Here is a 12,603-nt window from a genome sequence, read left to right as displayed (position 1 = left end):
CATAAAAATGACAAGACGGCGCGGGAAAAGCCTGTTTTTGCACTCGCCTTACAGCGTGCAAAGGTAGCGCTATCTGCGTCCTGAGGTGTTCCATGAGTCAACCTGTTACCGCCCTGGTCATCATGGGTGTTGCCGGCTGTGGCAAGACCAGCGTCAGCGAGGCCCTGTGCCGCCTGAACGGTGCCACGGCCATTGAAGGCGACAGCTTTCACCCCGCCGCGAACATCGAAAAGATGAGCGCCGGCCACCCCCTCAACGACGACGACCGCGCCGGCTGGCTCGACATCCTGTGCGATGAACTGCGCCGCTCGCTCAAAGCCGGTGAACACCCGGTACTCACCTGCTCCGCGCTGAAAAAGAAATACCGCGACCACCTGCGCGAAGCCGCGCCTGGCCTGGGCTTTGTATTCCTGGAACTGACCCGTGAAGTCGCCGCCGACCGCGTGTCCCATCGCCCCGGCCATTTCATGCCGGCCAGCCTCATAGACAGCCAGTTCGCCACCCTTGAATCGCCCAAGGGCGAGCCCCTGACCCTGGCTCTAAACGCCAGCGAAGACAGCGTCGAGGCGCTGGCCGAGCAGACCAACGCCTGGTGGCTGCAACACGGTTTTGAACCAACCCGATAATTTTTTGCCGGACAAGATAGCGCTATCCCCGGCAGGAAATTCAACACCCGTTTTAATAACAACAACAAACAGGAGAGACCCCCCCATGTTTGGCATGTCCCACGAGTCGTACCTGCTGTTAGATGCAGTCGTTACCATCATCGGGCTGATCGTATTGATTACCCGGTTCAAGGTTCACCCGTTCATTGCGCTGATCATCGCGGCCGGCTTCCTCGGCCTGACCTCGGGTATGCCCGTGGACAAGATCATCAAGGCATTCCAGGACGGTTTCGGCGGGGTGCTTGGCTTTGTCGGCATCATCCTCGCGCTGGGTACGATGCTCGGCAAGATGATGGCTGAATCCGGCGGTGCCGATCAGATCGCCCAGACCTTGATCCGCGCCTTCGGCAAGGAAAAGGTCCAGTGGGCCATGATGTTCGCCGCGTTCCTGGTGGGCATTCCGCTGTTCTTCGAGATCGGCTTTGTGCTGCTGATCCCGTTGGTGTTTATCGTTGCGCGCCGTACCGGCGTGTCGCTGATCAAGATCGGTATCCCGTTGCTGGCCGGCCTGTCGGCGGTGCACGGCCTGGTGCCACCGCACCCGGGTCCACTGCTGGCCATCGGCGTGTTTGGCGCGGATATCGGCAAGACCATCCTGTATGGCCTGATCGTCGCACTGCCGACGGCCATCATTGCCGGCCCGATCTTCGGTACGTTCATTGCCAAGTACATTCCCGGCAACCCGTCCCAGGAGCTGGTCGACCAATTGGCCCGCGAGTCGGAGCACAAGACGTTGCCGAGCTTCAGCATCACCCTGATCACCGTGCTGCTGCCGGTGTTCCTGATGCTGCTGAAAACCTTCGCCGACATCGCCCTGGCCGAAGGCCACGTGGTGCGCAACTGGATGGACATGATCGGTCACCCGATCAGCGCCTTGCTGCTGGCCTTGCTGCTGTCGCTGTACACTTTTGGCCATCGCCAGGGTATCCACTCCAAACAAATCCTCAAGCTGCTCGACGCCAGCCTGGCGCCCACTGCCGCGATCATCCTGATCATCGGTGCCGGTGGTGGCTTCAAGCAGATGCTGGTGACCAGCGGTGTGGGTGACGTGATCGGCCATATGGCGGTCAACGCGCAGATCAACCCGATTTTGCTGGCGTGGCTGGTGGCGGCGGTGATTCGTGTGGCGACGGGTTCGGCGACCGTAGCGACCATTACGGGTGCTGGCATTGTGGTGCCGGTGGTGGGGATGATCCCAGGGGTCAACCGCGAGCTGCTGGTACTGGCGACCGGGGCGGGCTCGTTGATCCTGTCTCACGTCAACGATGCTGGCTTCTGGCTGGTCAAGCAGTACTTCAACATGACCGTGGCCGAGACATTCAAGACCTGGACGGCGATGGAAACCATCCTGTCGGTGGTGGCGCTGATCTTTATCATGTTGCTGTCGTTGGTGGTCTAACAGACACACCACAAGGCCAGGGTGAAAACCCAATCAAATGTGGGAGGGGGCTTGCCCCCGATATAGGGGGTCAATCACTGCATCTGGTGACTGACCCACCGCTATCGGGGGCAAGCCCCCTCCCACATGTTGACCGAGTCAGGCGCCGGTTTTCGGTACTAACCCATCCGCCCGGAACATCCCGCGAATTCCGCGCACCGCCTGGCGAATCCGGTCCTGGTTCTCGATCAGTGCAAAGCGCACATGGTCATCGCCATACTCACCAAAGCCGATCCCCGGCGACACGCACACCTTGGCTTCCTGCAGCAGTTTCTTGGCAAATTCCAGCGAGCCCATGGCGGCATAGGCTTGGGGAATCTTCGCCCAGACGTACATTGACGCCTTCGGGTTCTCGACCATCCAGCCCAGTTCATGCAGGCCCTTGACCAGCACATTGCGGCGCTGGCGGTACTGCTCGGCGATGTCCTTGACGCACTGTTGGTCGCCTTCCAGCGCCGCAATCGCGGCAACTTGCAGCGGGGTAAAGGTGCCGTAGTCGTGGTAGCTCTTGATCCGTGCCAGCGCGTTGACCAGTTCCGGGTTACCCACCATGAAACCAATACGCCAGCCGGCCATGTTGTAGCTCTTGGACAGGGTGAAAAACTCCACCGCAATATCCTTTGCCCCAGGCACCTGCATGATCGAGGGGGCTTTCCAGCCGTCGTAGACAATGTCCGCGTACGCCAGGTCATGCACCACCAGTACGTCGTACTGTTTGGCCAGCGCAATCACCCGTTCGAAGAAATCCAACTCCACACACTGCGCGGTGGGGTTGGACGGGAAGCCCAGGATCATCATCTTCGGCTTGGGGATCGAGCCGCGAATCGCCCGTTCCAGCTCGGCGAAGAAGTCCACGCCGGGTACCAGCGGCACCGAACGCACCTGGGCGCCGGCAATCACGGCACCGTAGATATGAATCGGGTAGCTCGGGTTGGGCACCAGTACGGTGTCGCCCTGGTCCAGGGTGGCCAGCATCAAGTGCGCCAGGCCTTCCTTGGAACCGATGGTGACGATGGCTTCCGACTCGGGGTCGATGTCCACGTCGTAGCGGTCTTTGTACCAGCGTGAAATCGCCCGGCGCAGACGTGGAATGCCTTTGGAGGTGGAGTAGCCGTGGGTATCTTCACGCTGGGCGACGGTGACCATTTTCTCCACGATATGGGGAGGCGTGGCGCCGTCGGGGTTACCCATGCTCAAGTCGATGATGTCTTCGCCGCGCCGACGCGCAGCCATCTTCAGCTCGGCAGTGATATTGAACACGTAAGGGGGGAGTCGATCGATGCGCGCAAAGCGGCGCGGCGAACCTTGGTCGGCCATTGTTGCCTCGGAGTACGTAAGCGCCCGGAACCGTCCGAGCGACGTTGGCCACTGCGGTGGCCTGCGGGGCAGACAATACGGTCGATGATGGCCAGTTGTCCAGATGCGTAGGAAAATTTTCTGCATGGAGTACAGCGCGGATATACCCCTATACTCGATATGGGTTTGTTCCCTCATAAGAAGGAGACTGTTCAGATGGATCAGCAGATAACACAACCGTTAGAGCCGCGCATGAAAGACGGCAAAGCCCTGGTAATCGCGGGGGTGCAAGGGCGTTATTCGAAGGCCACGGCGGGCGATATCCCCAAGCTGTGGGGCGTGTTTGACGACAGCGTAAAACACATCAAGAAACGCGTCGGTGGTGTGACCTACGGCGTTTGCCATAACCCCAGCCACGGTGAGTTCGATTACATGGCGGGGGTGGAAGTGCCGTCCAAAGGCGATGTGCCGAGCAACTTCGAATTCGTCGAACTGCCTGCGCACCACTACGCCGTGTTCCCGCACTATGGCCCGGTGCAGGCACTGGAGCAGACCTACGAGCGCATCATGTTCGAGTGGTTGCCGCACTCGGGCTACAAGGTGGCGGGAGCGGATTTCGAGCGCTACAGCGCGGATTTCGATGTACGCAAGGGCACGGGGACGGTGGAGATCTGGTTGCCCGTGGAACCCCGGTAACCGGCAGGCTGAACACGTCCCTCTGTGGCGAGCGGGCTCGCCCCGCGTTGGGCTGCGCAGCGGCCCCAAAACCTACCGCTGCGGTTCACCCGGAAGAATGCGGCAGCGCTGAATAGGGCTGCTGCGCAGCCCCTCGGCAGAGCCATGGTTAAGACGCATGGCGCGAACTTGGCTGTCGGGTTGCTGAGCGATAACTGAAGTATTCATGTCGCATATTCATTACTTTTTATCGGGTAAGTTATCTATACGTGACATTTAAAGCAGGCCAACACCGTATCGACCAAACACCCACCTCAACCTCCGCTCATACCCAACCCGCCCCTGATACGCCTCCCCGCTGTCCACCCATCCGGCGCCCAGATACAGCCCCATCGCCGCCACATTGTCCGTGTCCACCGACAACTCCAGCGCCTTGATCTGCGGCCACGCCTGTATCGCCGCCGCCGGCAGCGCCTGCAAACACGCCTTGCCAAAGCCCCGGCCCTGCTGCTGCCGATCCACCTGTAGCGCATGCAGCGTGGCGCTGTGTTCATCCGCCCAGTGCGGCAGGCAGGGCGGGCGCTTGAGCAGGAGGAACGCCACCGGACGCTCGTCGGCCAGCAGCGCAAAGCCTTTGACACCTGGGCTTGGGTTGACCAGCAGGGTGTTGAGTGCGCAATACATGTCGCCGCAAAACGGCAACTGCTCAGGATGAACTTCGAGGGCGCCGACTTGCTGTTGTTGCACAGCATTCAGCGCCTCGTAGGCGACAAGGCGGGTTTGCATCGGGGCGTCCGAACGGCTGCAAAGAAGGGCGCAGTCTAGCGGTTTTGTGCGGCACGAAATTATTTTTCAACGGGCTGTCGATTTGCCCGGAGGCCGTTCGACTAAGGGTGTCTTCCTTGATTTTCCAACCCGAAGGAGTATCGCCATGAGTACCGCAATCAACACCCTGATCGAAGAATGGAAGCAAGCCGTACTTTCCCGGAATATCGATAAGATTGTCAGCTATTACGCCGACGATATCGTCTCGTTCGATGCCGTGAGCGCCCTGCAGTTCAAAGGCAAGGCGGCCTACCGTGCGCACTGGGAAGCGTGCATGGAACACTGCCCCGGCCCCGGCATTTTCGAGTTCCACGAACTGCGTATCGTCGAGTCCCAGGACAGCGCATTCGCCCACTGGCTGGCCCACTGCGGCGGCGCCGGGCCGGACGGTGAAGTGAAGGCCTGCTGGATGCGGGTGACGGCCGGCTATCAACGTTTTAACGGCGACTGGAAGGTGGTGCATGAGCATTGGTCGGCGCCGTTCGACATGGCAAGCGGCACGGCACTGTTCGACCTGAAACCTTGAGCGCCGCGAACTATAGTCAGTCGTTGCGAAAACGGAGAACGCCATGAAATACCTGTGCCTGATCTACAGCAATGAACAGCTGTTGCACACTTCGCCAGACAGCCCCAAAGACCCGGAGTGTCTCGCCTACGCCCAGTCGATACAGGCCAGCGGGCGCATGCTTGCCGCCGAGCCGCTGGAGTCGGTGAGCACGGCCACCACCGTGCGCATGCGCAATGGCAAGCTGTCGATTACCGACGGGCCGTTTGCCGAAACCAAGGAGCAGCTCGCCGGGTTCTACCTGATCGAGGCGCGGGACTTGAATGAAGCGATCCAGGTGGCCGGTGGCATTCCGGCCGCTCGGGTCGGCAGTGTGGAAGTGCGCCCCGTGCGCGAATTGAATCTCTGACTCCAACAACCCTAAGACTCAGGAGGTTTATCCCATGCCCAAGCAACCTGCCGAATTTGAGCTGTCCATCAGCCGCGTGATCGATGCGCCGCGCAGCCGTGTGTTCCGCGCCTGGACCGAACCTGCCCTGTTGCAACAATGGTGGGGGCCCCACGGCATGACCACCCCCGAGTGTGAAATGAACCTGTGGGTTGGTGGCCTGTTCCGCACCCTGATGCGCGCACCGGATGGCAGCGAGTACCCGACCCAGGGCGTGTTCCTGGAGATCGACGCGCCCAACCGCCTGGTGTTCACCGATGCCTTCATGCCGGGCTGGATACCTTCGGGCAAGCCGTTCATGAGCGCTGAAGTCACCTTTGAGGAACAAGACGGGAAGACCCTCTACACCGCTCGCGCCATGCACTGGAGCGCTGAAGACAAACAGGCCCACGAAGCCATGGGCTTTCACGACGGCTGGGGCCAGAGCCTGGACCGCCTGGTGGCGCTGGTGACCCAGGGCATGCGCGATTGACGCCTCCCATCGAGGCGATCTACCGCAGTGAGTCCCGGCGCGTCCTCGCCACGCTGATCCGTTTGCTGGGGGATTTCGACCTCGCCGAAGAAGCCTTGCACGAGGCGTTCTTCGTCGCGGTCGAGCGCTGGCCGCAAGACGGTGTGCCGAGCAACCCACGCGCCTGGCTGGTGTCGACCGGACGCTTCAAGGCCATCGATCGTCTGCGCCGCCAGGCCCGGTTTACCCCGTTGTTGCAGGCGCAGGCCGACGCACTGGAAGCCGCTGACTGGAGTGAGGAAGACGTGGAAGACGACCGTCTGCGCCTGATCTTCACCTGCTGCCACCCTGCGTTGGCGGCCGACGCCCAGACGGCGCTGACCTTGCGTGAGGTCTGCGACCTCACCACCGAAGAAATCGCCCGCGCCTTCCTGGCCACGCCCACCACCATCGCCCAACGCATCGTGCGGGCCAAGGGCAAGATCCGCGAGGCGAAGATTCCCTATCAGGTGCCGTCCCTGGCCGAATTACCCGAACGCCTGGACAGTGTGCTGCGCGTGATTTACCTGGTGTTCAACGAAGGCTACTCGGCGTCCATGGGCGCGGACCTGACCCGCGAAGACCTGACCCGTGAGGCCATCCGCCTCGGTCGCTTGTTGACCCAATTGCTGCCCGAACCGGAAGTCCTGGGCTTGCTGGCGTTGATGCTGCTCCACGAATCCCGCCGCGCCGCGCGCACCTCGGCCAGCGGCGAACTGGTGCTGTTGGATGAACAGGACCGTTCGTTGTGGGATACGTCCTTGATGGCTGAAGGTTGCGCGCTGGTGGAACAGGCACTGACCCAGCGGGGTTTTGGCCCGTATTGCCTGCAAGCGGCGATTGCGGCGGTGCATGCCGAGGCACGCAGCGCCGGGGAAACGGATTGGCCGCAGATTATTGGGCTCTACGATGTATTGCTCAGGGCGGTGCCTTCGCCAGTCATTGAATTGAACCGCGCCGTGGCTGTGGCCATGCGCGATGGACCGTTGGCGGGCTTGCAGCAGGTGGAGGCGATTCTGGCGCGCGGGGAGTTGCAGGATTACCACTTGGCGCATTCGGCGCGGGGCGAGTTTTGCCGGCAGTTGGGACGGGTGGAAGAGGCCCGCAGGGCCTATGAAACCGCCCTGTCACTGACCCAGCAGATCCCTGAAAAACGCTTCCTCGAACACCGCCTGGCCGAACTCGATTCCCCCCAACAATGAAGATCCAAATGTGGGAGGGGGCTTGCCCCCGATAACAGGGTGTCAGTCACTGTATTAGGTGACTGACCCACCGCTATCGCGGGCAAGCCCCCTCCCACATGTGATCTTCATTGTCTGGGAGATCTCACTCCAACATCTTCCCCAACAACCAACTCCCCGCAGGCCCCGGAGGATGGTGACGGGACCACAGTGCATCCACGGCCACCGAACGCGGCCAGCCGCGTGCCTTGAGTTCGACCAGTTGCCCGCCACCGAAGCGTTCCACCAGCCAGCGGGGAATCGGCGCCCAGCCGAAACCCAACTGGGCCATCTCCAGCAGCATCAGATAACTGGGGGCCGACCAGACGCGGCCGTTGGCGCGGGTTTCGTTCGGGTTGATGATGCTTGCCAGGCGCAATTCGCGGTGCTGTTGCAGGGCGTGCGCCGTGAGGGTATCGAGGCCCGCCAGCGGATGCTTCGGTGACACGAACAGGGCAATCTCGGTGCGCTCGTCCACCGGCGCGCGGGTCAGGTCCGGCGGATACACGTCCTGGTGTTCAATAAACGCGATCTGCGCCCGCCCGCTTTGGACCAGGGCGATCAGGTCTTCGCATTCGGCGATCAGGCATTCCAGCTCAAGGTCCGGGTAGCGTTGTTCAAACGCGCTGAGGGCGACCTCGAAACGGTCGGACTGGTAGGTATCGGACATGGCGATACTCAGCTTCGGCTCCAACCCCTGGGCCAACTGACTCGCCGCCAACTCCAGCCGGCTGCTGGCCTCCAGCACCTGCTCGGCGCGTTGCAACAACACATGGCCTGCGGGCGTCAGTGTCGGCTTGCGGCTGCTGCGGTCAAACAGCACCACATCCAAATCAATCTCCAGGCTCGCCACCGCTGCGCTGACGGTGGACTGGCTCTTGCCGAGCTTGCGCGCCGCCGCCGAGAACGAACCTTGGGTCGCCGCCTGGACAAATGCCTGCAGCACTTCGTTAGAGGCCATGACTATCGCCTTGATCGATGGTTATTGGTTATGAAGTATCGAGCCAAGGGGTAATGATGGCAACCATCGTCACTCACGGAGCCGGGTTATGAACCCTACCAAGTCGATTACTGAACGTGTGTGCCAGGCCATTGGTTTCGAGGCCCTGGCGTTGTTGATTTGCACGCCGTTGCTGGCGTGGATCATGGATAAACCGGCCCTGGAAATGGGCATGGTCACCCTGGCGATCAGCCTGTTGGCGCTGACCTGGAACGTGATTTTCAATGGCCTGTTCGACCGCCTCAAGACGCGCTGGCACCTGGCCAACAACGCCTGGACCCGGGGGCTGCATGCCTTGATGTTTGAAGGGGGCTTGATTCTGGTGTGTGTGCCGCTGATTGCCGCCTGGCTGAATATCAGCCTGGTGCAGGCGTTTATCCTCGACATAGGCGTACTGCTGTTTTTCCTGCCGTACACCTATGTGTATCACTGGGGCTATGACGTGCTGCGCGAGAAGCTCCTACAGAAACATGCCGCCCGACGCCTCGATGCGCTGGCCGGTGATCCAGTGGCTGCCGTCGGCGAGCAGGCTGGCAATCGCCCCGCCGATATCATCCGGTAGGCCCGCGCGGCCCAGGGCGGTGTTGTTGGCGACCATCGCATTGAGGCTGGCGTTGTCACGCACGGCGCCGCCGCCGAAGTCGGTCTCGATGGCGCCCGGGGCCAGGATGTTGACGCTGATGCCACGTGCACCCAGCTCCTTGGCCTGGTAGCGGGTCAGCACTTCCATCGCGCCTTTCATGGCCGCGTAGGCGGCGTAACCCGGCAGGCTGAAGCGCGCCAGGCCGCTGGACACATTGAGGATGCGGCCGCCGTCGCGGATTAACGGTAACAGCTGCTGGGTCAGGAAAAACGGGCCCTTGAATTGGATCGCCACCAGTTGGTCGAACTGGGCTTCGGTGGTCTCGGCAAAGCTGGCGTGAATGCCAATCCCCGCGTTATTGATCAGAAAATCGAAGCGCTCCTGTGCGAACACATCCTTGAGCACGCCGGCCACTTCGCCAACAAACTGACTGAAGCTCGCGCTCTGGCTGACATCCAGTTGCAGCATGGCCGCGCGGCCACCCAATTGTTCGATCTGCGCGACCAAAGCCTGCGCTTCCTCCGCTTTGCTGTGGTAAGTGCCGATGATGTCCACGCCTTGCGCCGCCAGGTGCAGCGCGGCGTTTTTACCCAGGCCACGGCTGGCGCCGGTGATCAATGCGATTTTGCGGGTCATGATGAATGCCTCTGGATGGGATGGTGGCGCACAGTGTATTTGTGCGCCTATAACGTGATAAACAGCAGTGAATCGGAATCACTGGTCGGATCAGGCGAACAATCCCATGAACAAACTCGAACTGTTGCGCACCTTCGTACGCGTCACCGAACTGTCGAGTTTCACCGGCGCTGGCGAGAGCCTGGGCTTGCCGCGTTCGACGGTGTCCGAGCATGTGCAGGCGCTGGAAGAACTGCTCGGCGCGCGGTTGCTGCAACGCACCACGCGCACGGTGCAAGCCACGCAGGACGGGCGTGTGTTGTATGAGCGCAGCAAGGATCTGCTCGCGCACATGGAGGAACTGGAAGGGCTGTTTCGCCAGGAGGAAGCACAACTGGCCGGGCGTATTCGGCTGGACCTGCCCAACGTGATGGCGCGTGACCTGATCCTGCCGCGCCTGCCGCCCTTCATGGACGCGCACCCGTTGATCGAGCTGGAAATCAGCTGCACCGACCGTCAGGTCGACCTGCTCGCCGAGGGCTTCGATTGCGTGCTGCGCGTGGGCGCGCAGCCGGACCAGTCCGTGGTGGCGCGGCGGTTGTGCAGCCTGCCGATGATCAACTGTGCGAGCGCCACCTACCTGCAACGCTACGGCGTGCCGAAGACCTTGGCCGACCTGGCCGATCACCACCTGGTGCATTACGTGCGCCCGCTGGGTTCGCGCTCGATGGGGTTCGAATACCTGCTGGGCAACAAGGTGCACCGCCTGCCCATGGCCGGGCGGGTCACGGTCAACAGCACCGATGCCTACACGTCGGCCTGCCTGGGCGGCTTCGGGATCATCCAGGTGCCGGCCCTGGGCATGGCGCAGGCGTTGGCCAGTGGAGAGTTGGTGGCGGTGTTGCCGGACTATCCGGCGCCGCCGTTGGACGTGTCTCTGCTCTATGCCGGGCAGCGCCATTTACCGCTGCGGGTTCGGGTGTTCATGGACTGGCTGGCCGCGACCCTGCAAGACCAACTCTAACGCCGTGCCCACAACTGCTGCGGCGCCAGGAACGCGTCGTGGAAGTAATCGCGGAACGCCTGCATCGCCGGGGTAAACGCCCGTTCGCGGTGCCAGGCCAGGCCGACGCTCATGGGCGTCACCGGGTCGGTCACGGTCAGGGTTTCGATGCGCTTGCCTTCCAGGGACCAGGGCCGATGCACCAGGTCCGACAGGATCGCCACGCCGCTGCCGTTGGCGACCATGCTGCGCACCGCCTCCACCGAGCTGGTGCGCAGCCGCACCTGGGGCGTTTGCCCGGCCTGTTCCCAGTAGCGCATGGCGCTGTGTTCGGCCTCGTCGACGGTGAGCAGGATGTACGGCTCGCGGGCCACATCTGCCAGGCTCACGGCGCCACGTTCGCACAATGGGTGATGGCTGGGCAGCCACAGGCGGCGTTCCGAATTGAAGAGAATTTCCGAGACGATATCCGGGTGGGTGAGGTTGGCGGTCAGGACGACGGCCATATCAAACCGGCCGTCGAGCAGGCCCTGCTCAATGGCCTGGCGCTCTTGTTCGAACACCTCGATGCTCACGTCCGGGTGCCAGTGCTCCATGCGTTGCAAGTGGTGCGGCAGGAAATACCCCAGCACGGTGTAGCTGGCCGCCACCCGCAATACGCCGCTGGCGCGGTAGTCGGGGAGGGGGCTGTTCAGTGCGTCGTCGACACTGCGCACAATCACATAGGCACGGTTGAGAAAATGCCGCCCGGCGTCAGTGAGGCTCATGCCCTGGGCCGAGCGTACGAACAACTGCACGCCGAGCAGGGCTTCGAGCTCCTTGATCGCCGTGGTCACGGCAGACTGGGAGATGTTCAAGTGAATCGCCGCCTGGGAAATCTGGCCGATTTCGGCGGTGGCGACGAAATAGCGAATTTGGCGCAAGGTCAGGGACATAGCTTTATCTGATTTTCAGAAGATAGATCATCTGATAATAGATCTTCCCAAGGGGTCAAGCCGCAGCCTACTTTCGAGCATCACCTTTTGGCGGAGCGACCTCGATGCAGGCAGTGGATTTCAATTCAGACATGGGCGAAGGCTTCGGCCCCTGGACCATTGGCGACGGCGTTGACGCGGAACTGATGGCCTACATCAGCTCGGCCAATATCGCCACCGGCTTCCATGCCGGCGACCCCGGCACCATGCGTCGCACCGTCGCGCGCGCCAAGCAACTGGGGGTGGCTATTGGTGCGCACCCCGGTTTTCGTGACCTGGTGGGCTTCGGCCGTCGGCATATCCAGGCGCCGGCCCAGGAGCTGGTCGACGACATGCTCTACCAACTGGGCGCCCTGCGTGAAATCGCCCGTGCCCAGGGTGTGACGCTGCAACATATCAAGCCGCACGGCGCGCTCTACATGCACCTGGCCCGCGACGAAGAAGCCGCGCGGCTGCTGGTACAAAACCTGCAAATCATCGAGCCGACGTTGCTGCTGTATTGCATGCCCAATTCGGTGATCTGGCGCGTGGCCAAGGAGCTGGGGCAGCCGGTGGTGCGCGAGTTTTATGCCGACCGTGAGTACGACCTCACGGGCTCCATTGTGTTTACCCGCCACGTACGTGCGCTGGACCCGGCCACTGTCGCAGCCCGCGTCCTGCGTGCGTGTCAGACGGGGCTGGTGCGGACCGTAGAAGGCGAAGACCTGTTTATTGAGTTCGACTCCATCTGCCTGCACAGCGACACCCCCGGCGCCCTGGAACTGGTGGAAGCCACCCGTGAAGCGTTGGACCAGGCTGGCATAGCGGTAGTGAACGGGCTTGCTGTGGTGAACAGGCTTGAGGTGTGAGCAGGCTGGGTGTGGCAG

The 12,603-nt window shown here is 61.9% G+C and carries 15 protein-coding genes; 10 read left to right on the top strand and 5 right to left on the bottom strand.

What is annotated here, in order from left to right; translation table 11 throughout:
- Positions 1–92 precede the first annotated feature (92 nt).
- The gene (locus QU606_RS28555; protein WP_024077060.1) at positions 93–626 is read left to right on the top strand and encodes a gluconokinase; all 534 of its coding nucleotides are present in this window, start codon (positions 93–95) and stop codon (positions 624–626) included.
- Positions 627–711: 85 nt separating this feature from the next.
- Positions 712–2,064 (top strand): GntP family permease, encoded by a 1,353-nt coding sequence (locus QU606_RS28550; protein ID WP_024077059.1) that lies wholly within the window; start codon positions 712–714, stop codon positions 2,062–2,064.
- 138 nt (positions 2,065–2,202) lie between these two features.
- Here the strand turns inward: QU606_RS28550 and alaC are convergent, their stop codons facing one another.
- Positions 2,203–3,420, bottom strand: a complete 1,218-nt coding sequence (gene alaC, locus QU606_RS28545) for an alanine transaminase (protein ID WP_024077058.1) — start codon at positions 3,418–3,420, stop codon at positions 2,203–2,205.
- 195 nt (positions 3,421–3,615) lie between these two features.
- On the opposite strand from alaC, the gene QU606_RS28540 reads away from it, so the two are divergent.
- On the top strand, positions 3,616–4,095 hold the full coding sequence (locus QU606_RS28540; RefSeq protein WP_193689752.1) for a GyrI-like domain-containing protein: 480 nt from the start codon (positions 3,616–3,618) through the stop codon (positions 4,093–4,095).
- A 255-nt stretch (positions 4,096–4,350) separates the two neighbouring features.
- On the opposite strand, the gene QU606_RS28535 is transcribed toward QU606_RS28540, so the two are convergent.
- Positions 4,351–4,860 carry an N-acetyltransferase gene (locus tag QU606_RS28535; protein ID WP_069076892.1) on the bottom strand — a complete coding sequence of 170 codons (510 nt, stop codon included), beginning with the start codon at positions 4,858–4,860 and terminating at the stop codon, positions 4,351–4,353.
- A 145-nt stretch (positions 4,861–5,005) separates the two neighbouring features.
- Here QU606_RS28535 and QU606_RS28530 point away from each other — a divergent pair, with 145 nt between their 5' ends.
- The 4 genes from QU606_RS28530 to QU606_RS28515 are packed head-to-tail and all read left to right on the top strand — an operon-like array spanning position 5,006 to position 7,544.
- Entirely contained in the window at positions 5,006–5,425 is a 420-nt protein-coding gene (locus tag QU606_RS28530) for a nuclear transport factor 2 family protein (protein ID WP_024077055.1), read from the top strand.
- Positions 5,426–5,468: 43 nt separating this feature from the next.
- Complete coding sequence (locus QU606_RS28525; RefSeq protein ID WP_024077054.1) at positions 5,469–5,813, top strand: YciI family protein; 345 nt, start codon at positions 5,469–5,471, stop codon at positions 5,811–5,813.
- A gap of 34 nt (positions 5,814–5,847) precedes the next feature.
- Positions 5,848–6,324 carry an SRPBCC family protein gene (locus QU606_RS28520; RefSeq protein WP_024077053.1) on the top strand — a complete coding sequence of 159 codons (477 nt, stop codon included), beginning with the start codon at positions 5,848–5,850 and terminating at the stop codon, positions 6,322–6,324.
- Positions 6,321–7,544 (top strand): RNA polymerase sigma factor, encoded by a 1,224-nt coding sequence (locus tag QU606_RS28515; protein ID WP_193689750.1) that lies wholly within the window; start codon positions 6,321–6,323, stop codon positions 7,542–7,544. The genes QU606_RS28520 and QU606_RS28515 overlap by 4 nt, the downstream gene beginning before the upstream one ends.
- Before the next feature lie 124 nt (positions 7,545–7,668).
- Here the strand turns inward: QU606_RS28515 and QU606_RS28510 are convergent, their stop codons facing one another.
- Positions 7,669–8,523 carry a LysR family transcriptional regulator gene (locus QU606_RS28510; RefSeq protein WP_150296005.1) on the bottom strand — a complete coding sequence of 285 codons (855 nt, stop codon included), beginning with the start codon at positions 8,521–8,523 and terminating at the stop codon, positions 7,669–7,671.
- A gap of 88 nt (positions 8,524–8,611) precedes the next feature.
- Here QU606_RS28510 and QU606_RS28505 point away from each other — a divergent pair, with 88 nt between their 5' ends.
- Positions 8,612–9,124 carry a multidrug/biocide efflux PACE transporter gene (locus QU606_RS28505; protein WP_304997876.1) on the top strand — a complete coding sequence of 171 codons (513 nt, stop codon included), beginning with the start codon at positions 8,612–8,614 and terminating at the stop codon, positions 9,122–9,124.
- On the opposite strand, the gene QU606_RS28500 is transcribed toward QU606_RS28505, so the two are convergent.
- A complete protein-coding gene (locus QU606_RS28500; RefSeq protein ID WP_024077049.1) occupies positions 9,023–9,781 on the bottom strand; it encodes an SDR family NAD(P)-dependent oxidoreductase in 759 nt (252 codons plus the stop codon). The genes QU606_RS28505 and QU606_RS28500 overlap by 102 nt on opposite strands.
- Positions 9,782–9,887: 106 nt before the next feature.
- Between QU606_RS28500 and QU606_RS28495 the strand changes: the two genes are divergently transcribed.
- Entirely contained in the window at positions 9,888–10,784 is an 897-nt protein-coding gene (locus QU606_RS28495) for a LysR family transcriptional regulator (RefSeq protein ID WP_193689747.1), read from the top strand.
- Here QU606_RS28495 and QU606_RS28490 read toward each other — a convergent pair.
- Positions 10,781–11,698 carry a LysR family transcriptional regulator gene (locus QU606_RS28490; RefSeq protein ID WP_304997875.1) on the bottom strand — a complete coding sequence of 306 codons (918 nt, stop codon included), beginning with the start codon at positions 11,696–11,698 and terminating at the stop codon, positions 10,781–10,783. The genes QU606_RS28495 and QU606_RS28490 overlap by 4 nt on opposite strands.
- A 104-nt stretch (positions 11,699–11,802) precedes the next feature.
- Between QU606_RS28490 and QU606_RS28485 the strand changes: the two genes are divergently transcribed.
- On the top strand, positions 11,803–12,585 hold the full coding sequence (locus QU606_RS28485) for a 5-oxoprolinase subunit PxpA (RefSeq protein ID WP_024077046.1): 783 nt from the start codon (positions 11,803–11,805) through the stop codon (positions 12,583–12,585).
- Positions 12,586–12,603: the final 18 nt, after the last annotated feature.

Origin of the sequence: Pseudomonas sp. OVF7, assembly GCF_030644265.1 — a bacterium.
Lineage (GTDB): Bacteria > Pseudomonadota > Gammaproteobacteria > Pseudomonadales > Pseudomonadaceae > Aquipseudomonas > Aquipseudomonas gorinensis.
Note: the sequence above shows the minus strand (reverse complement) of the source record. Positions and strands in the feature narration are given on the sequence as shown.